This window comes from Paracoccus sediminis (assembly GCF_900188295.1).
In the GTDB taxonomy this organism is placed as follows: Bacteria; Pseudomonadota; Alphaproteobacteria; order Rhodobacterales; family Rhodobacteraceae; genus Paracoccus; species Paracoccus sediminis.
Genome location: NZ_FZNM01000009.1, coordinates 1 through 17,962, shown reverse-complemented (window position 1 = coordinate 17,962; position 17,962 = coordinate 1). Strand labels below are relative to the sequence as shown.

The following is a 17,962-nucleotide window of genomic DNA, read 5'->3' as shown; positions in this document are numbered from 1 at the left end:
TTTTGTGCGTTTCAAAAGGGCGTTGTCCTTTGGTCCGCGGACCCGACAGGCATCCCCTTGCGGGGGCCGCCAACACCAATGAAGTGCGCGCTTATAAGGCGGCGCGCGCCGCTGTCAAGCCAAGGCGCCCCCCGGCTCGAAGAAATGCGCAAGCGGCAGGGCCGCCGCACCCAGAATGCGGGCGCTGCGGGCCAGGCTGCCCTCGATCACCTTGGGGCGGTCGATCCCCGCAGCGGGCAGGGCCTCCATGGCAGTGCGGGTGGCGTCGGCCAAGGCCCGGCGGGTTGCGGGGGGGACGGCCCCGTCGATCACCACGACCGGAATATCCAGCAGCGCCGTCGCCGACAGCGCCACGAAGGCCAGGGCATGGGCCGCCTCGGCGATCCATTGCGCTTCGACGTCCGTCGGCACCTGCCATCCCGAATCGTCGGGCGGCAGCGACCGCCCAAGACGCTGTTCGAGGGTCGAAACCGAGGCGGCGTCCAGCAACTGCCGCCCGCCGGGGATCGGCATGGACCCCAGCGCCCCCGCGTTGCGCCGCGGCCCGATCCGCAACCGGCCATCCAGGACCACGCCCCCGCCCGCGAAATGCGCGATGTACAGATGCACGAAATCGCGCGGTAGGACCGAGCGGCCGAAGATCAGCTCCGCCGCGCAGGCGGTGCTGGCGTCGTTTTCCAGAAACACCGGAAAGGCCAGCCCCTCGGCCAGGGATGCGGACAGATCGACATCGTGCCAGCCCGCCATTTCGGATCCCCAGTCCCACAGGCGGAACGGAGCGGCGATCCCCATCCCGGCGATTCGCGCGGACGGGGCCAGCGAATCGAGGATCGTCGCAAGACCCTGACGGGCAAAGGCCAACACCCGTTCCGGGGTCGGATGGCTGTATATCTCTTGCCGGTGGATCTTTATGTGGCCGACAAAATCGACCAGGGCCAGCTCGACCAGCCTGCGTCCCAGCTTGAGGCCCAGGAAAAGGGCGCCCTCGGGGGCCAGGGACAGGGGGGTGGAGGGCTGTCCAACCTTGCCGCGCACGACCTCTCCGGCATCCAGAAAACCGTTCTGGATCAGCTTTCGCGTAAGGTTGGTAATGGCTTGCGGCGACAGTCCGGTGACGTGGGCCAGAGCCGCGCGGGGCAGGGGTCCGCGCCGGCGGATCAGCGACAGGATCTGCCGTTCGTTCTGGCTGAGATCAAGCCATGGTATGGGATCGTTCAGCATGGTGGCACGCCCTCCTTGACGTATTAATCAACATGATTGATTTATTGACAAGAGGAATCGCTTTGTGCTTTCTGAACCGGCAAGGCGGCAGGGGTTCCGCCGTATGGAGGAGTTTTGAACATGATCGTGAAATCGTCGCTTCGTCTGTCGCTGGCCGCATCGGTGCTGGCCCTTTCGGCGGGCTTTGCCAGCGCGCAGGATCCGGTCAAGGCCTGCATCATCACCAAGACCGACACCAACCCGTTCTTCGTCAAGATGAAGGAAGGCGCCACCGCCAAGGCCGAGGAACTGGGGATCGAATTGAAATCCTATGCCGGGCGGGTGGACGGCGACAACGAGGCGCAGGTGGCGGCCATCGAAGCCTGCATTGCCGACGGGGCCAAGGGTATCCTGCTGACCGCATCCGACACGGCGGCGATCGTGGATTCGGTGCAGTCGGCTCGCGACGCCGGGATTCTGGTGATCGCGCTGGATACGCCGCTGGATCCGATCGACGCCGCCGACGCCACCTTTGCGACCGACAATTTCGCGGCGGGCCGGCTGATCGGGCAATGGGCCAGCGCGACGATGGGCGATGCCGCGGCGGATGCCAAGATCGCGATGCTGGATCTGGCCATTTCCCAGCCCTCGGTCGATGTGCTGCGCGATCAGGGTTTCCTGGAAGGCTTTGGCATCGATCTGGGTGATCCCAACAAGTGGGGCGACGAAACCGATCCGCGCATCGTCGGCAACGAGGTCACGGCGGGCAACGAGGAAGGCGGCCTGACCGCGATGGAAGCCCTGCTGGCCAAGGATCCCGACATCAACGTGGTCTATACCATCAACGAACCGGCCGCCGCCGGCGCCTATGAGGCGCTGAAGGCTGTCGGCAAGGAGGGTTCCACCCTGATCGTGTCGGTCGATGGCGGCTGCCCCGGCGTCCAGAACATCAAGGATGGCGTGATCGGCGCGACGTCCCAGCAGTATCCGCTGGAAATGGCGTCCATGGGCATCGAGGCGATCGCCGCCTTTGCCAAGGACGGCACCAAGCCCACCCCGACCGAGGGCAAGGATTTCGTCGATACCGGCGTGATGCTGATTACCGACAAGCCGGTCGATGGCGTCGAATCGGTTGATTCGACCAAGGGTGCGGAGCTGTGCTGGGGCTGAGATCCGGCGCAGGGGTCCGCCAGGCCTGAACCGATGGGGCGGCGCTGAGGCCGCCCCAGTGTCACAGCCCGCGATGCATTCCAGGAGGAGCGAGCATGGCCAATCAAACCGGGGCTTCGTCAAGTTTCGAGGAGGGCCTGAAAGGCGCCTCGGAAAGCGTGGCCGAGTTTCACGAAGAAAAAAGCCTTGTGAAGAAGGTGCAGCACTGGCTGCACAAGACGCCCTCGGCCGTGCCGATGATCGTGCTGCTGGCGTCGGTGATCGTGTTCGCGCTGCTGTCGGACAACTTTTTCCGCGCCACCACGATGTCGACGATCCTTCAGCAGATCGCGATTGTCGGCATCCTGGGCTGCGCGCAAACCATCGTGGTCCTGACCGCCGGAATCGACCTGTCGGTTGGGGCCATCGCGGTGTTCTGTTCGGTTCTGATGGGACAGATGGCGTTCACATTCGGAATCCCCGCGCCGCTGGCCATCGTGCTGGGCCTGGCGCTGGGAACGGCGATGGGGGCTTTCAACGGTTTCCTGATATCGCGGCTGAAGCTGCCGCCATTCATCGTGACGCTGGGCACCTGGCAGATCTATCTCTCGGCCAACTTCATCTTTTCGCGCAACGAGACGATCCGCAGTCAGGATGTGGCCGAAAACGCGCCGTCTCTGCAATTCTGGGGCCAGTCCATCGATCCTTTCGGCGTCAAGGTGCTGTATGCGGTGTTCCTGATGATCGCGCTGGTGGCGGTCCTGTCCTATGTCCTGCGCCACACGGCCTGGGGGCGTCATGTCTATGCCGTGGGCGACGATCAGGAGGCCGCCCAACTGGCCGGGGTCCAGACCAGCCGCATCGTGATCCAGGTCTATGCGCTGGCCGGGCTGTTCTGCGCCATCGCGGGATGGGTGATGATCGGGCGCTTCGGATCGGTCTCGCCCACGGCCTCGACCGGACAGTTGGGCAACATCCAGTCGATCACCGCCGTGGTCATCGGGGGCATTTCGCTGTTCGGGGGGCGGGGGTCGGTGATCGGCATGTTCTTTGGCGCGTTGATCGTGGGCGTCTTCGAAATGGGCCTGCGCCTGGTCGGCACGGACCCGCAATGGACCTTCTTCCTGATCGGCGCGCTCATCATCTTTGCCGTCGCCGTGGACCAGTGGATCAGAAAGGTGTCGTCATGACCGAACCCATTCTCAAGGCGCGCAACCTCGTCAAGCGGTACGGCCGCGTCACCGCGCTGGATCACTGCGACTTCGACCTGTTCCCCGGCGAGATCCTGGCCGTGATCGGCGACAACGGCGCGGGCAAGTCGTCGCTTATCAAGGCGCTGTCGGGTGCGGTCCAGCCCAATGAAGGCGAAATCACCCTGGAAGGGCGGACCGTGCAGTTCGCCTCTCCGCTGGAAGCGCGGGCGCATGGCATCGAATGCGTGTACCAGACCCTGGCCATGTCGCCGGCGCTGTCGATCGCCGACAATATGTTCATGGGGCGCGAACTGCGCAAGCCGGGCGTGATGGGCAGCCTGTTCCGCCAGCTTGACCGGCCGCGCATGGAAGCCTTTGCCCGCCAGAAGCTGAACGAACTGGGCCTGATGACGATCCAGAACATCAACCAGGCGGTCGAAACCTTGTCGGGCGGACAGCGCCAGGGTGTCGCGGTGGCGCGGGCCGCGGCCTTTGGATCCAAGGTGGTGGTCCTGGACGAACCGACCGCCGCCCTGGGGGTCAAGGAAAGCCGCCGGGTGCTGGATCTGATCCGCGACGTGCGCTCGCGCGGGGTTCCGATCATCCTTATCAGCCACAACATGCCCCATGTTTTCGAGGTGGCCGACCGGATCCATATCCATCGTCTTGGCAAGCGGCTGTGCGTCATCAACCCCAAGGAGCACACGATGTCGGATGCGGTCGCCTATATGACCGGCGCGCGCGTGCCGGAAGGAGTCGCTGCATGACCGGCGCGGAAGGGGGGCCTTGCCCCCCGTCCTTCGGACTCCCCCCAGGATATTTCGATGAAGAAGATGGGCAGGAGTTGCTGGACCGGATCCGCGCATTGCCGGGAGCGCGGATCCTGGTCGCGGTGGCCGGGGCGCCGGGGTCAGGCAAGTCCACCCTGGCCGAATCCTTGGTGGCGCGGTTGGACGATGCGGTGCTGGTGCCGATGGACGGGTTTCACCTGGATGACCGCGTGCTGGATGCGCGCGGCCTGCGCCGTCGCAAGGGAGCGGTCGAGACCTTCGACGCCGAGGGCTTTGCATCCTTGGTCACGCGGCTGGCCGTGCCTGGTGCCGAGGTCGTCTTTCCCCTGTTCGATCGCAGCCGGGAGATCGCGGTGGCCGGATCCGGGGTGGTCGATTCCGGACACCGGATCGTGGTGATCGAAGGAAACTATCTGCTGCTGGACGCAGCGCCCTGGAACCGCCTCCGCTATGATCTGACGGTCTGGCTGGATGTTCCCGAAGCCGAACTGGAACGTCGGCTGACAGAGCGGTGGCAAGGTTACGGCAAGGATGCAGACCAGATCGCCGCGCATCTGCGAAACGATCTGGCGAATGCCCGGTTCGTGACGTCACGATCGCGTCCGGCGGATCTGTCAGTCGCGTAGCCACCCCATCAGAAGCCACGCCAAGGCCGAACAGATCAGGGCGGCGGTGATCGCCGGGACGGCCGTGCCGTTGTACAGCAACCCGACCGGAGCCGCGATCAGCGTGGCCGCGACGGTGGACAGGGCGGCGATGATGGACGCCGCCATGCCCGCGACATGGCCCATGCGTTGCAGCGCCAGGGCGTTGAGGTTTCCGAAGGTCACGCCCGCCATGAAGAACACGCTGACCGCCCAGAAAAAGAACGCCGGAAATCGCAGGCTTTCCGGCAGGACGCCGGACACCACCAGCACCAGCATCACCGACGACACGACCGTCTGCATGGCATAGGCCCATTTCGCGATGCGCCGCATCCCGAAACGCATCACGAAGGTCGCGTTCAGCAGCGTCCCGGCCCCCGAAAGGATCGCCATCAGCGCGAACCAGGCGGGAAAGCTGTCGCCCTTGCCATAGGCCTCGCCGAACAGTTGCTGGGCCGATGACAGCAATGCGAACATCTGGCCGAATCCCAAGGTCAGAACCAGCGTGCACAGCATGACCTGCCGGTCCGACAGCACCTCTCGCGCGGCGGCGGTCAGGGGGCCAAGGCGCAGGGGGCGGCGTTCGGACGGGGGCAAGGTTTCGGCCTGGCGGATGCCCAGCCAGCCTGCGCCGATCAGTGCGAACAGGATGAAGGCGACAAAGACGCCCTGCCATCCCGACGCCCAGATGATGCCTGCGCCGATGGACGGTGCCAAGGCGGGGATCGTGATGAAGACCATCATCACGAAACTGGAAATCCGCGCCATCTCTCGGCCCGAATACAGATCGCGGATCAGTGCCAGGCCGACGATCCGGGGCCCGGATGCCCCCATCCCCTGGACGAACCGTGCCGCCAGCAGGAATTCGATGGATTGGGCAAAGATCGCGGCGACGGCGGCGGCGATATAAAGGGCCGTGCCCAGGAAGATCGCCGGTTTGCGCCCGATGGCATCCGATATGGGACCGGCGAACAGCGTGCCCAGTCCCATCCCCGCCATGAAGGCGGTCAGGATCAGTTGCGCCCGGTTGACATTCGCGGGTGTCAGTTCGCCCGCGATGTCCGGCAGCGCGGGAAGCATGGCATCGATGGAAAAGGCGACGGTGGCAAACAGGAATGCCAGCATCGCCACGAATTCCGGCAGAGGCAGACGGCGCTGGGGCGTCTGTGCATGAAGAATGGTCGCGGACATGAAAGAGCCTTTCGGGTCAGGAAGACGCCATATCCCAAAATTGCACAGTGTGCAAGTTGGTTCGCGGCGGGATTTGCCAGCGTGTCGATATCGCCCTGCGACAGGCTTGCGCCCTGCGGCGCCTGCGACGGTTGGGCCGATGAAGGCTTTCCCAAATCCAGGACTGGATGGGCAAAGACTGGACGAGCGAGGCCGTCACCGAGGAATGCCTTTGGGAGGGCAGGGTGTTGTGTCGGCAACATGGCCAAACGGCATCCTGCATGGCGATTGCGCGGCGTTCTGCGCGTGGAACGACGACGGCCAGACGCCGCTTGCCTGAAAATCGGACGGGCGGTCCCGCAGGGTTTGCCATGCCGACCAGGCAAGGGCTGCGGGCGCAAGCCGCCATCCGGCTTGCTTTTTCATGCGCTTGCGGTTTAGTCTGCGCGCATAACACCCGTTCTGGCAGTTCATTTTCGCAGGGCGCTCGGAAGGTCCGTCGCCGCCTGACGGGACATGGCAATCATGACAGCCGCGACCGCGATTTCCACGACCTTGCCTGCCCATCGGCCGCCCAAGATCGCGTGCGCGCGCGCCTTGCGCAATGCTCCGTGCGCAGGGCATCATGGTTGCGATGCAGCGCAAGGTGAAGGAAACGAGGTGGCGGCATGTCGCGTCTGATGAATCGGATTGCCCGAGCACAGGCGAGAGACCGTGCCCTGGGGGAAGAACCCGCAGCGGAATTCAAGGCGCCGGCGTTGGGGCGGGGCTTCGTCCGGCGTGCAGACCGGCGGCTGTTGCGCGTCCAGCGAATTGGCGGTGAAAGCAAGGCGCCGAACGCTTTGGTGATCGACACCATCGGAACGGGGCCGCTCGACGATCAGTTACAGATTCCGTGTTCCAGGCCTGAAGGAAATCGCCGCACGTCAGTCTCTGCCGCGACAACCATCAAGGTTCACCCGGCGCAGACCCCGAAAGGAGAAAGCCATGTCCACCGTCGACTCTCACGCTCGCCACGCCCCTTCCAACGATGAAATGCCGAAGGTCCACGAGGAGCCGACAACCGGTCCGACGGCCATAGACCCGGTCTGCGGCATGACCGTGAGCCTGAAGCCGGACACCCGGACCGAGAGCTATGGCGGCGAGGACTTCCACTTCTGTTCGGGAAAGTGCCAGACGAAGTTCCAGGCGGATCCCTGGTTCTATGCCTCCGGGCGCGCTGCGGGCCGCAAGAAGGCGGTCCCGGCCAACGTCCAGTACACCTGCCCGATGCACCCCGAGATCATTCGCGACGCACCGGGTAGCTGCCCGATCTGCGGCATGGCGCTGGAGCCGATGGTGCCTTCGGACGAGCCCAGCGAGGAACTGACGGACTTCACCCGCCGGATGTGGATCTCGGCCGCGGCGGCCGTGCCGCTCATCGTGCTGACGATGGGCGAGCTGGTGGCCCTGCCGGTGCGCGGTTGGATCGGAGCGCAGACGGCAAGTTATCTCGAATTCCTGCTGGCGACGCCGATCATCCTGTGGGCGGCGCTGCCGTTCTTTCGGCGCGGCTGGGACTCGGTGGTCAACCGATCGCCCAACATGTGGACGCTAATCAGCCTTGGCGTCGGAGCGGCCTATCTCTATTCGCTGGTCGCCACATTCCTGCCCGGCTTGTTCCCCGAGCAGTACCGCATGGGCCACGGCGTCGGAACCTATTATGAAGCGGCGGTGGTGATCGTGGCCCTGGTCTTTGTGGGCCAGGTTCTGGAACTGCGGGCGCGCGAACGCACCGGGGACGCGATCCGGGCCCTGCTGGACCTCGCGCCGAAGACCGCGCGGCGCATCCTGCCGGACGGCACCGAATACGACGCGCCGCTGGAGAATGTCATGGAGGGCGACCGGCTGCGCGTGCGCCCCGGCGACGCGGTGCCGGTGGACGGGACCGTGATCGAGGGTCGGTCGTCGCTGGACGAAAGCATGCTGACCGGCGAATCGATGCCTGTCGAAAAAGGTCCGGGCGATGCCGTGACCGGGGCCACGATCAACAAGAACGGCTCGCTGGTGATCGAGGCGGGCAAGGTCGGCGCCGATACCGTGCTGGCCCAGATCGTGGCCATGGTGTCGAACGCGCGCCGGTCGCGCGCGCCGATCCAGGGACTGGCCGACCGCGTGTCGGCGGTGTTCGTGCCGACGGTGGTGGTCATCGCGATCGTCGCCTTTGTCGTCTGGCTGACCGTCGGCCCGGAACCCGCGCTGGTCTTCGCCATCGCCTCGGCGGTGTCGGTGCTTATCATCGCCTGCCCCTGCGCGCTGGGGCTGGCCACGCCGATTTCCATCACCACGGCGGCGGGGCGCGGCGCGCAGGCCGGCGTGCTTATCAAGGACGCCGAGGCGCTGGAGCGGATGGCGGCGGTCGATACGCTGATCGTTGACAAGACCGGCACCTTGACCATGGGCAGGCCGAAGCTGACGGACATCGTGGCGCTTGGCGATGTGGCCGAAACGGAACTGCTGTCGCTGGCCGCCGCCCTCGAACGCGGCTCGGAACACCCGCTGGCCGAAGCGATCGTCGAGGGCGCGGAGGCGCAAGGCGCGCCGCGTCAGGAGGCGGCGGATTTCGAGGCAGTCACCGGCAAGGGCGTGCGCGGCACGGTCGGCGGCCGTGCGGTGGCGCTGGGCAACGCTGCGATGATGCGCGAGATGGGGCTGGACACGAATGCGGCCGAGGCCAAGGCCGACGCCCTGCGCGGCGACGGCAAGACGGCGATGTTCGTCGCATCGGGCGGCGCGCTTGCCGGGATCGTGGCGGTGGCGGATCCGATCAAGGACAGCACCGCGCAGGCGATCCGGGAACTGCACGCGCAGGGTCTGCGGGTCATCATGGCGACCGGCGACAACGAGCGCACGGCGCAGGCGGTGGCCGGCAGGCTTGGCATCGACGAGGTGCGCGCCGGCATCCTGCCCGAGGCCAAGAAGGAACTGATCGACCAGCTGCGCCGCGACGGCCGCAAGATCGCCATGGCGGGCGACGGGGTGAACGACGCGCCCGCGCTGGCCGCCGCCGATGTGGGCATCGCCATGGGAACGGGCGCCGACGTGGCGATGGAAAGCGCGGGCATCACCCTGCTGGGCGGCGACCTGATGGGCATCGTCCGCGCGCGCAAGCTGGCCCGCGCCACCCTGCGCAACATCAAGCAGAACCTGTTTTTCGCCTTTGCCTACAACGCGCTTGGCGTGCCGGTCGCGGCAGGGTTGCTTTATCCCGTCACCGGCATGTTGCTGTCGCCGATGATCGCGGCGGCGGCGATGAGCCTGTCCTCCGTCTCGGTCATCACGAACGCGCTGCGATTGCGGCGGATCGAACTGTGAGGGGCTGACGCTGTTTTGCGGCCCAAACCGGTGGATAGACGTCTGTCGGACTGGATACGAGACCAGTTGGTGCGGAGCATGGCTGGACATCAGACCCCTTTGGGCAACCTGCCGCTGCTCCACTCGGGCCTCTCCAGGGATTCCGACGCATATTCGGGGGGTGTCATTCGGATGCGGCTGCGTTCTATCTCTGCGCTTGCAGGTCTCGGATGCGTTTGGGCCAGGTCGACTTGATATAGTCGAGGATCGCCTCGATCTCCTCCTCGTCGAGAACCGGGCCGAAGCCTGGCATGCCCGAGGTGAATTTCACGCCCATATCGTCGAGAACTGCCTGACCGCCGCGGGTGATGTAGTCGATCAGCATCGCATCGTCATGGTGCCAGGTGTGGCCGGTCTCGTCATGGGGCGGCGCTGGATAGAGGCCGTCGGCGTCGGTGCTGCGCCAGTCGGGTTGGCCCTCGAGGTTGATGCCGTGGCAGACCGCGCAGCGTTCGGCATACAAAGCGCCGCCCGCGTCGGTCCTGGCATCGGCAGCGTGCACGAAGGCCGAGGCCGAAAGCGGCACCAGACCGATCACTATGGCTGCCAGAGGCAAAACCCCTTGGATCCATTTCTCCATGCTGCACATCAGAGGATCCTTATCGAAAGAAGATGTATTTGACCAACGCGGGCGATGACGAGCGCCACCAGCACGGCAAGCGCAAGCCCCCAAAGCCCCATGGCCCACATCATGCCGTCGCCCGTCATCATCCTGTTGTCCGTCATTGTCTCAGCCTTTGAACCTTGTGGTCGTCCCTCCCGGCAGGCCGTCGATGATCGGGCATCCGGGGCACGCGTCGTCATGACCGGTATCGCCCAGATGCCCCGGCATCTTCTGAACCCCGTTCGGTTCCGCGATCCTGCGGTCGATCTCGCCCAGCTTTTCGGCGGCCATCGGGCTTCAGCACCCCGATGTCCTTGTTGCAGCAAATCACCTTGGCTGGCAGGCCCGATTGCCGCGTGGCAGGGGCCAGGGTCATGGCGCATTTCCTGAATTCTGCCCCGCACCGTGGGAATTCCCGCTGCCGGAAGCCCGAAATGTCGAAGCGGTCGGCAGAATTGGCCGCGCGGACCGTCCCGCGCGGCCCGTATGGCTTAGTTGGCGTTCTCGGCCAGCCAGGTGGTCATCTGCTCGATCTCGCCGACCTGTGCGGCGATGATCTCCTCGGCCAGCGCCCGCATCTGCGGATCGTCACCATTCTCCAGCAGCACCTCGGCCATGTCGATGGCACCCTGGTGGTGGGCGATCATCCCGCAGGCAAAGGCCACATCCGCATCTTCATTCATCATGCCCTTGTGCATGGCGGGCATGGTTTCCATCATCCGGCGCATGTTTTCCTGGACATGCTCGGGCATGGATTCGAGGTCCATGCCTCCCATCCCCATCATGCCCATCATGCCCATCATCCCGTCACCCATGCCGCCGCTCATGCTGCCACCCTGGTTGCCGCCCATGCTGCTACCCATGCCGCCAGCCTGGTTGCCGTCCATGCCGCCGCCTTGGTTGCCGTCCATGCCCCCCTGACCCATGGTCGAATTGTCCATTCCTCCTGCCGCGGTCGCTGTGGAACACTGCTCGGGCAGCTGGAATTTGGCATCCTGCGCCAAGGTAGGCGCCGAGAATGCGGTTGCGGCGAAAGCCGTGGCGAGGATTGTCTTTACGATGTTCATCTCTAGTTCTCCTGAATCCATGATCTGTTGAGCGGTCATAGTCGCAAGCCTCGCGGCGGGGGAAGGATCACTCCCGGATCGCTGCCCAATCCCCGCGCCGCCGCTGCCGCCGCCGTCTTGTCGTTGACAGCAATCGCGGCCACCTTATGCGGTTCGACGGAAATGCCCGGATAGCAATGGGTCATCATGCAACAGCCGGGTGACGCGGGCTGGCAGTCCTCGTCCACATTACCGCGCACAGCCGGCCGGGGGCCGTTCTCTTCGGGGTACTGAGGATAGCTGTGGAATGAGATGACTGCCGCGGAAACAGAAGACGACGCAGGACCCGATCCTCCAGGCGGCCAGACGGCGATGACGGTCAGCGTCATCAACGCCGCCAGTAAAATCCCCCAGATTTGGGCAGACCGTCTCATCCCTGCGTCCTGTGCAGCCCCGTCGGCAAACCGCCAATCATCAAGTGAAACCCGCATCCGGGCATGTGGTTTCGTCTGGCCATGCCGTCTCGTGGCGTAGCGCGGCGCATCGGGTCGGATATGGTCCGGGATCGGACGGCGCCTGGGCTTGTCCTTCTTCTCGAGGTCTAGCAGGGTCATTCGCGCCGTCATCCCGGCGGCGGCGATCTTGCTGGTCTCGAATGCCGGTTGAAGCTGTCCCGCGTCTGCGACATGGGCCAGACCCGATGCGATCGGTGCCCAGCCGCGCCTCGGCCTGCATTGCCACGGCCGCAGAACCTTTGTGCATGTCGGTAAGGCGCGCCGCCACCTAGACCCGCGTGTTGGCCGGAAACGGGATCACGCCGTCAGACACCGGATCAGCCGTGCCGGAGCTTCGGTATCGTAGCGGCCGGTGATGCGCAGCCGATGTGCACCAGCCAAATCGATCTGGAGGCGATTGTCCGCGACAGGTGCGACCAAGGGCCTCGCCACCTCTGGAACGATCTCCCCAAGCAGAAAGCGAGGCACCTCCGCGGGCGATGGCATCATCGCAAGGTCCGGCGCGTAGAGGGGAGCGGGCATCCACTTGAAGGTCAGGTCCGCCTTCGCCGCATAGCGCGCCGGGCCACCTGCGCCACCGAAACGCCCGGCGCGACCGTCTGGAAACAGATGGACCGCATCCTCTCAGGCGTCCAAAACCGCTTTGTCCGACGCACCACGCCATCACCATGCTGTCCATCATCGATGGTGGACACTATCCTGCACCATCAGCGCGCGGCAGGGTGGTCAGGATTGACGCTTGCAGATAGCGCAACGAAACGATCGTTCATCTCGGCTGAATGGCGGTCAGCCGAGATGGGTGGTCTTGATCTCAATCGGTCGCGTTCAATCCCAACGGGCTGCCGGATCTTTTTTCCTGACCTGGGCAAAGGAACAGATTTCTCCGGCAAGTGCACTTGCGACGACCGTTGCGGGGTTCGCCAGCCACGTTTTCCCGCTTCCCCGTGGCCGGGGAAGATCTGGTTGATTGCCGAAATCGTGAACTGATCCGTTCGGGGCGTGATGCCGGGGCGGCATTGCGCGCATGCATCACAAGCAAGGCCCGAGATCTCTGCACCGATTGCCTTGAACGTGTCCAGATAGCCCATGGCAATGCAGTAGTCGCGGACCTGCACCGTCCCGCATTGCAGAAAGAGCGTTACGTGATCTGCCACATGCAAGCTGTGCTGCAGGTCCAAAAGGCAACCTTGTGAAACTTGTCGAAGTCGTTGCGCTTTCCGACGGTGCAGGATCCGGCATAAGCAAGGTTGACTGAAACTGGACCGGTTAGATCCGACACCGCCACTCTGTTGCGAGGATCGCCTGCTTGCGCCAGCATCTGCGGCACCGTGCTGCGATCCAGCGTGATGGTGGCGGTATAGGCGGCCTTTGGATCGGACTGCATCCAGTCTTCGGCCGGAACTCGATCCCTCGCCGTTCTCGCAGAAAGCGCACAGTTTCAGCGCCGGGGGCGCAAAGGCATAAGTCCTCCGAATTCGGCGATCATGTTCGTCAGGGTCGTGTGTTCGTCGGTGGACATGGCGGTGATGGCAGGTCCAGCGAAGTCGTCGATACGATCCACGCAGGCCCCCTTGGGAATGACCGGCATGGTCAGAAGAGCCAAGGCGATGTCCTTGGACGTGACGCCATTTTGCGGTTTGCCGGTCAGTTCCACAAGCACCGACCCGGCCATCGTCAGGCGAATGGGGCCTGTCGGAAAAGCGTTGCACATGTCCGTCGTGCCGACACCCTGGCAAAGCAGCCTAAAGAGCCGGAATGCGGTGTGTGACTGGCGGTCCCCGCGATCAACTGTGCGGGAAGGACATATCGCTCGGCCATCATGGCCTGGCTGATCCCCTTGCTGCCCTCCTCTCCGGCCCGGTAGCCGTGGCCGGTCAGCCCATGGCGATGCACGAAGTTCCGGTGTCTGCGGCCCAAATGGGCAATCTGCAGCAGCAAACCGCGGTTCACATGGTTTGGCGACCGATGCACATAGGAATAGTGGTTCTCGAACATCACGATTGATCCGGTCGAACAACGCGTCATCCCGGCCCTTGACGCGATCAAGAATATTCGCCGCCCTGTCGGTATGCATGTCATGCATGAACCGGAAATCGGCTTGAACGAAGCCGCTAGATCCGGGCTGCATGTTCCATTGTTGCTTACCAGAAGTCAGAACATGGCGCGCAATGATCTTCTGGGCAAGAGTCATGGGTGCGGAACCGGAAGGTCGCACCTTTCGAAGATCTTCTCGAAGATCTTCCAGATGTTTCTGCCCATAAGATGTCGTAAACCGGCTACGGAAATTCGGTTTCCGGCATCGGAGGCGGATTCGTCCCCTCCAGTTCGAACTACGCCCTATGCTGCGCTGCGGCGAAGACCGCGTTACCGATGCACCCCTTCAGCAGACATCTCGCAAGAAGACCGTCGATCTTCATGTGCCCGATCTCGGATTCGATGGCGCTTCGTCGCCTGAGGAGTCCCGCCACGAATGGCGTGATGCCGCGTCTTGTGCCGCTGATCAGGATCTTGGTAGTGGTTACGCCGTGGCCACGATAGCCGCGGTCGACCACAGCCAGACCCGGAACCTGGTCAGCGAGAATGCCAACCCGCTCCCGTGCTGACGCCAGGGTATGGCCGTCATAAGGGTCGCCAGGAAAGCTGCGGGCGCCGACAACAAAGCCGCCGTCGAGGGTGGTAGCGAGACTGATCTTGGCGCCGAACCCGTAACGGATGCGGGGCTTGTCCTGGGAGATGCAGTCGACCTCGGGCTCATGCAGGGAGTAAAGCTTGTTCTTGCTCTTCGGTGTTTAGTTAAGCAGGTGGCCGACCAGCCAAAGCGCCTCCAGCACCTTCTCGTGCAGCGCACTTTGGGGAATGTCCTGGAGGTCGTGGCGCATCCGGCCAACATAGCCCTTGAACTGGCGCAGGGTCTTGCACATGCGCTTGAACTGCCGGGCATGGGCATGGCGCCCGACCTGGGCGGCCAGCCGCGGGGCAAGCCGCGCATCCGGTTGTATCGACAGCCACCCGCTTCAGGTTTTTGTCGGTGACGGCGCCCGCGGCTCGGTCGGCCTCGATGGTCTTGGTCAGCAGCCACCCCACGCCTTCTTCGCCGATCTGCCTGCGCCAGCGGATCAAGGATGACGGGTCGATCGGCGGGCGGTGCCGAAAGAACGTCTTGCCGGTGGAATGTTGATGGCATGGATTTTCGACCCACCGGACGACGACTCCCTCGTCCGACAATTTGAAGGCATTCTGAAGATACATGAGACCGCCACCAGGCGCCGCGATGTCGCGGGCTGGACCTGATGCAAGGGGAAAAAGGTTGCCCACTCCCGTTCGAAAATCTCCCAGTCGATCAGCGCCCCAAGCTTCACCAACTCGTGGCGCGCATCGATCAAATCGACCAGGCGCGGGCAGAGCAGGTCATCCCATTCAGGGGCACGGGAATGAGGGTTCATCGGCGACCCGAAATTGCAGGATTTCTGCTCAAAGCAGAAGAAACCTTGCAGATCAAATCGAACACATCCGCAGCTTCAGCATGTGTAATCATTGCGCTAAGAGTTGTTTATGCCGGACTAAATAGCGCATGTTGCTTTTCGGCAAGGTCTATCCCCGCGGGTGCGGGGGAGCCAAAGCGATGGCTTGCACATTGGACGGCCAGCGGGGTCTATCCCCGCGGGTGCAGGGGAGCCTTCGCGAGGTCGGCGACAGCACCGACCTGACCGGGTCTATCCCCGCGGGTGCAGGGGAGCCTTCGCGAGGTCGGCGACAGCACCGACCTGACCGGGTCTATCCCCGCGGGTGCGGGGGAGCCACGACGACAAGAAACGCAAGATGAGCATCATCGGGTCTATCCCCGCGGGTGCGGGGGAGCCGACATGCGCGAGATGGGTGCAGAGGCCCGTAAAGGTCTATCCCCGCGGGTGCGGGGGAGCCGGTTCGCCGGGCAGGCACCTGTGCCCTTCGAGGGGTCTATCCCCGCGGGTGCGGGGGAGCCGCAATGGCGGCCTTGGTGTAGCCGTGGGCGCCGGGTCTATCCCCGCGGGTGCGGGGGAGCCATGACCCGAACGGGGATCTGCTTTCCGTCCGAGGGTCTATCCCCGCGGGTGCGGGGGAGCCGCGCACTTCTACCGGCAGGCGGTGCAGCAGAAGGGTCTATCCCCGCGGGTGCGGGGGAGCCATCTGCCGGTGCCGGACGCAGAGGACAAGATGGGGTCTATCCCCGCGGGTGCGGGGGAGCCAGCGTGGAAGGCTGGACGCCCTGGCACGATGACGGTCTATCCCCGCGGGTGCGGGGGAGCCGGGCGTGGCAGGTGCAGTCGGTGGGGTCAGTCAGGTCTATCCCCGCGGGTGCGGGGGAGCCGATCCATCAATCCGTGCGGGCGCGCCCTGCGAGGGTCTATCCCCGCGGGTGCGGGGGAGCCGGCAATAATGGCAAGGGCCATCCAAGAGAGCGGGGTCTATCCCCGCGGGTGCGGGGGAGCCTTCGCGAGGTGGGCGACAGCACCGACCTGACCGGGTCTATCCCCGCGGGTGCGGGGGAGCCCGCCTGGCGCCGATGCTGCGCGACACGCCGTCGGGTCTATCCCCGCGGGTGCGGGGGAGCCGGACGCGACGGGCCACAGGCCGGAAACCGCCCGGGTCTATCCCCGCGGGTGCGGGGGAGCCATTTCCGCGCGACGATCAAGCGGGTGCGCAATGGGTCTATCCCCGCGGGTGCGGGGGAGCCTTCGCGAGGTGGGCGACAGCACCGACCTGACCGGGTCTATCCCCGCGGGTGCGGGGGAGCCTGATGGCTTCCGGTTCAACCCAATATCGGACAGGGTCTATCCCCGCGGGTGCGGGGGAGCCCCTACATCATCCTGACGAACCGGGGCGGCGGGGGGTCTATCCCCGCGGGTGCGGGGGAGCCTGGGGCCGCAACAGAACGCCAGACTTCGGATCGGGTCTATCCCCGCGGGTGCGGGGGAGCCGCGTTCAAGGTAGGCTGGGCGCCGGCGGACGAGGGTCTATCCCCGCGGGTGCGGGGGAGCCCAGATTGCCGGATGCAAGGATCGTGAGGATATGGGTCTATCCCCGCGGGTGCGGGGGAGCCTCGGGCTGGGCGGCGAACCTGTATCGCGGCAAGGGTCTATCCCCGCGGGTGCGGGGGAGCCCCTACATCATCCTGACGAACCGGGGCGGCGGGGGGTCTATCCCCGCGGGTGCGGGGGAGCCTGGGGCCGCAACAGAACGCCAGACTTCGGATCGGGTCTATCCCCGCGGGTGCGGGGGAGCCGCGTTCAAGGTGGGCTGGGCGCCGGCGGACGAGGGTCTATCCCCGCGGGTGCGGGGGAGCCCCTGTGTGTCCCGAGATCGGCGCCGGGGTGGCGGGTCTATCCCCGCGGGTGCGGGGGAGCCACATCCGCGGGCCGTCCGCTGCCGCTGCATCTGGGTCTATCCCCGCGGGTGCGGGGGAGCCTCGGCCCAGACCTTGCGCATGGCGTCTTGCAGGGGTCTATCCCCGCGGGTGCGGGGGAGCCCTCGTTCGTCGGTTCTGTTGTCTCGGCTGCGGGGGTCTATCCCCGCGGGTGCGGGGGAGCCACGTCCATATTAGGCTCCTGCTGCCGGGAAGAAGGTCTATCCCCGCGGGTGCGGGGGAGCCCTGATGTTAATTTCCACCCAGAAGTGACCCAGGTTTTCCATCGAGAACTGACCCACCTTTGATTATGGTTTTTGGGTCATTCAGAGGTCAAGGCGTGATTGTTCTCCTTCTTTTGGCGCGCTGCGGCGGCTGAACTGGCTTTGAAGCGGAAGCTGTCGTTTCCGGTCTCCAGGATGTGGCAGCGGTGGGTAAGGCGGTCGAGCAATGCGGTGGTCATCTTGGCATCGCCGAAGACTGTGGCCCATTCGCTGAAGCTGAGGTTGGTGGTGATGACGACGCTAGTGCGTTCGTAGAGCTTGCTCAGCAAATGGAAGAGCAGCGCCCCGCCCGAGGCGCTGAAGGGCAGATATCCCAGCTCATCGAGGATCACGAGATCGAGGCGGGTCAGGCTTTCAGCGATCTGCCCCGCCTTTCCCTTGGCCTTCTCCTGTTCGAGGGCGTTGACCAGTTCGATGGTGGAGAAGAAGCGGACCTTGCGGCGGTGGTGCTCGATGGCCTGGACGCCGAGGGCGGTTGCGATGTGGGTCTTGCCGGTGCCCGGGCCGCCGATCAGGACGATGTTCTGGGCCCCGTCCATGAACTCGCAGCGGTGGAGTTGCCGGACTGTGGCTTCGTTGATCTCGCTGGC

The 17,962-nt window shown here is 64.8% G+C and carries 15 protein-coding genes, 1 pseudogene and 1 CRISPR repeat array; of the genes and pseudogenes, 5 read left to right on the top strand and 11 right to left on the bottom strand.

Annotated features, from left to right (window positions below):
• Positions 1–114: 114 nt before the first annotated feature.
• Entirely contained in the window at positions 115–1,221 is a 1,107-nt protein-coding gene (locus CHB77_RS12445) for an ROK family transcriptional regulator (RefSeq protein ID WP_089388550.1), read from the bottom strand.
• Positions 1,222–1,341: 120 nt separating this feature from the next.
• Between CHB77_RS12445 and CHB77_RS12440 the strand changes: the two genes are divergently transcribed.
• The 4 genes from CHB77_RS12440 (at position 1,342) to CHB77_RS12425 (ending at position 4,959) form a co-directional block, all read left to right on the top strand.
• Positions 1,342–2,370, top strand: coding sequence for a sugar ABC transporter substrate-binding protein (locus CHB77_RS12440; RefSeq protein ID WP_089388549.1), 1,029 nt, complete (start codon positions 1,342–1,344; stop codon positions 2,368–2,370).
• Positions 2,371–2,465: 95 nt separating this feature from the next.
• Positions 2,466–3,539 carry an ABC transporter permease gene (locus CHB77_RS12435; protein ID WP_089388548.1) on the top strand — a complete coding sequence of 358 codons (1,074 nt, stop codon included), beginning with the start codon at positions 2,466–2,468 and terminating at the stop codon, positions 3,537–3,539.
• Positions 3,536–4,309: an ATP-binding cassette domain-containing protein gene (locus CHB77_RS12430; protein ID WP_089388547.1), complete on the top strand. Its 774-nt coding sequence runs from the start codon at positions 3,536–3,538 to the stop codon at positions 4,307–4,309. Before CHB77_RS12435 ends, CHB77_RS12430 begins: the two co-directional genes overlap by 4 nt.
• Positions 4,306–4,959, top strand: a complete 654-nt coding sequence (locus tag CHB77_RS12425) for a nucleoside/nucleotide kinase family protein (RefSeq protein WP_165456262.1) — start codon at positions 4,306–4,308, stop codon at positions 4,957–4,959. The genes CHB77_RS12430 and CHB77_RS12425 overlap by 4 nt, the downstream gene beginning before the upstream one ends.
• On the opposite strand, the gene CHB77_RS12420 is transcribed toward CHB77_RS12425, so the two are convergent.
• Positions 4,948–6,168, bottom strand: coding sequence for a multidrug effflux MFS transporter (locus tag CHB77_RS12420; RefSeq protein WP_242626623.1), 1,221 nt, complete (start codon positions 6,166–6,168; stop codon positions 4,948–4,950). The genes CHB77_RS12425 and CHB77_RS12420 overlap by 12 nt on opposite strands.
• 1,014 nt (positions 6,169–7,182) lie before the next feature.
• Between CHB77_RS12420 and CHB77_RS12415 the strand changes: the two genes are divergently transcribed.
• Positions 7,183–9,501, top strand: a complete 2,319-nt coding sequence (locus CHB77_RS12415) for a heavy metal translocating P-type ATPase (RefSeq protein ID WP_089388654.1) — start codon at positions 7,183–7,185, stop codon at positions 9,499–9,501.
• Between the two features lie 184 nt (positions 9,502–9,685).
• Here the strand turns inward: CHB77_RS12415 and CHB77_RS12410 are convergent, their stop codons facing one another.
• The 9 genes and pseudogenes from CHB77_RS12410 to istB form a co-directional block, all read right to left on the bottom strand.
• The gene (locus tag CHB77_RS12410) at positions 9,686–10,129 is read right to left on the bottom strand and encodes a c-type cytochrome (protein ID WP_089388546.1); all 444 of its coding nucleotides are present in this window, start codon (positions 10,127–10,129) and stop codon (positions 9,686–9,688) included.
• On the bottom strand, positions 10,129–10,251 hold the full coding sequence (locus tag CHB77_RS18795) for a hypothetical protein (protein WP_278185018.1): 123 nt from the start codon (positions 10,249–10,251) through the stop codon (positions 10,129–10,131). The genes CHB77_RS12410 and CHB77_RS18795 overlap by 1 nt, the downstream gene beginning before the upstream one ends.
• 384 nt (positions 10,252–10,635) lie before the next feature.
• Entirely contained in the window at positions 10,636–11,250 is a 615-nt protein-coding gene (gene copM, locus CHB77_RS12405; protein WP_278185017.1) for a CopM family metallochaperone, read from the bottom strand.
• On the bottom strand, positions 11,247–11,804 hold the full coding sequence (locus CHB77_RS18080) for a hypothetical protein (RefSeq protein ID WP_131023348.1): 558 nt from the start codon (positions 11,802–11,804) through the stop codon (positions 11,247–11,249). The genes copM and CHB77_RS18080 overlap by 4 nt, the downstream gene beginning before the upstream one ends.
• 608 nt (positions 11,805–12,412) lie before the next feature.
• Positions 12,413–12,883, bottom strand: coding sequence for an aconitase family protein (locus CHB77_RS18350; RefSeq protein WP_165456261.1), 471 nt, complete (start codon positions 12,881–12,883; stop codon positions 12,413–12,415).
• Complete coding sequence (locus CHB77_RS18345; protein ID WP_089388544.1) at positions 12,844–13,089, bottom strand: hypothetical protein; 246 nt, start codon at positions 13,087–13,089, stop codon at positions 12,844–12,846. The genes CHB77_RS18350 and CHB77_RS18345 overlap by 40 nt, the downstream gene beginning before the upstream one ends.
• Positions 13,090–13,143: 54 nt before the next feature.
• Positions 13,144–13,896, bottom strand: coding sequence for an aconitase family protein (locus CHB77_RS12390; RefSeq protein ID WP_089388543.1), 753 nt, complete (start codon positions 13,894–13,896; stop codon positions 13,144–13,146).
• Between the two features lie 160 nt (positions 13,897–14,056).
• Positions 14,057–15,148: pseudogene (locus tag CHB77_RS12385) on the bottom strand (transposase); the annotation flags it as partial.
• Between the two features lie 144 nt (positions 15,149–15,292).
• A CRISPR array of direct repeats spans positions 15,293–17,334; the repeat unit is 29 nt; unit sequence GGGTCTATCCCCGCGGGTGCGGGGGAGCC.
• 76 nt (positions 17,335–17,410) lie between these two features.
• Positions 17,411–17,962: IS21-like element helper ATPase IstB (gene istB / locus CHB77_RS12380; RefSeq protein WP_089388542.1), on the bottom strand; the 552-nt coding region annotated here is incomplete at its 5' end.

Bases quoted from the DNA above. Each gene is read 5' to 3' on its own strand.
- CHB77_RS12445 (WP_089388550.1), bottom strand. From the start codon at position 1,221: ATGCTGAACGATCCCATACCATGGCTTGATCTCAGCCAGAACGAACGG.
- CHB77_RS12440 (WP_089388549.1), top strand. From the start codon at position 1,342: ATGATCGTGAAATCGTCGCTTCGTCTGTCGCTGGCCGCATCGGTGCTG.
- CHB77_RS12435 (WP_089388548.1), top strand. From the start codon at position 2,466: ATGGCCAATCAAACCGGGGCTTCGTCAAGTTTCGAGGAGGGCCTGAAA.
- CHB77_RS12430 (WP_089388547.1), top strand. From the start codon at position 3,536: ATGACCGAACCCATTCTCAAGGCGCGCAACCTCGTCAAGCGGTACGGC.
- CHB77_RS12425 (WP_165456262.1), top strand. From the start codon at position 4,306: ATGACCGGCGCGGAAGGGGGGCCTTGCCCCCCGTCCTTCGGACTCCCC.
- CHB77_RS12420 (WP_242626623.1), bottom strand. From the start codon at position 6,168: ATGTCCGCGACCATTCTTCATGCACAGACGCCCCAGCGCCGTCTGCCT.
- CHB77_RS12415 (WP_089388654.1), top strand. From the start codon at position 7,183: ATGCCGAAGGTCCACGAGGAGCCGACAACCGGTCCGACGGCCATAGAC.
- CHB77_RS12410 (WP_089388546.1), bottom strand. From the start codon at position 10,129: ATGTGCAGCATGGAGAAATGGATCCAAGGGGTTTTGCCTCTGGCAGCC.
- CHB77_RS18795 (WP_278185018.1), bottom strand. From the start codon at position 10,251: ATGATGACGGGCGACGGCATGATGTGGGCCATGGGGCTTTGGGGGCTT.
- copM (WP_278185017.1), bottom strand. From the start codon at position 11,250: ATGACCGCTCAACAGATCATGGATTCAGGAGAACTAGAGATGAACATC.
- CHB77_RS18080 (WP_131023348.1), bottom strand. From the start codon at position 11,804: ATGACCCTGCTAGACCTCGAGAAGAAGGACAAGCCCAGGCGCCGTCCG.
- CHB77_RS18345 (WP_089388544.1), bottom strand. From the start codon at position 13,089: ATGCAGTCCGATCCAAAGGCCGCCTATACCGCCACCATCACGCTGGAT.
- CHB77_RS12390 (WP_089388543.1), bottom strand. From the start codon at position 13,896: ATGACTCTTGCCCAGAAGATCATTGCGCGCCATGTTCTGACTTCTGGT.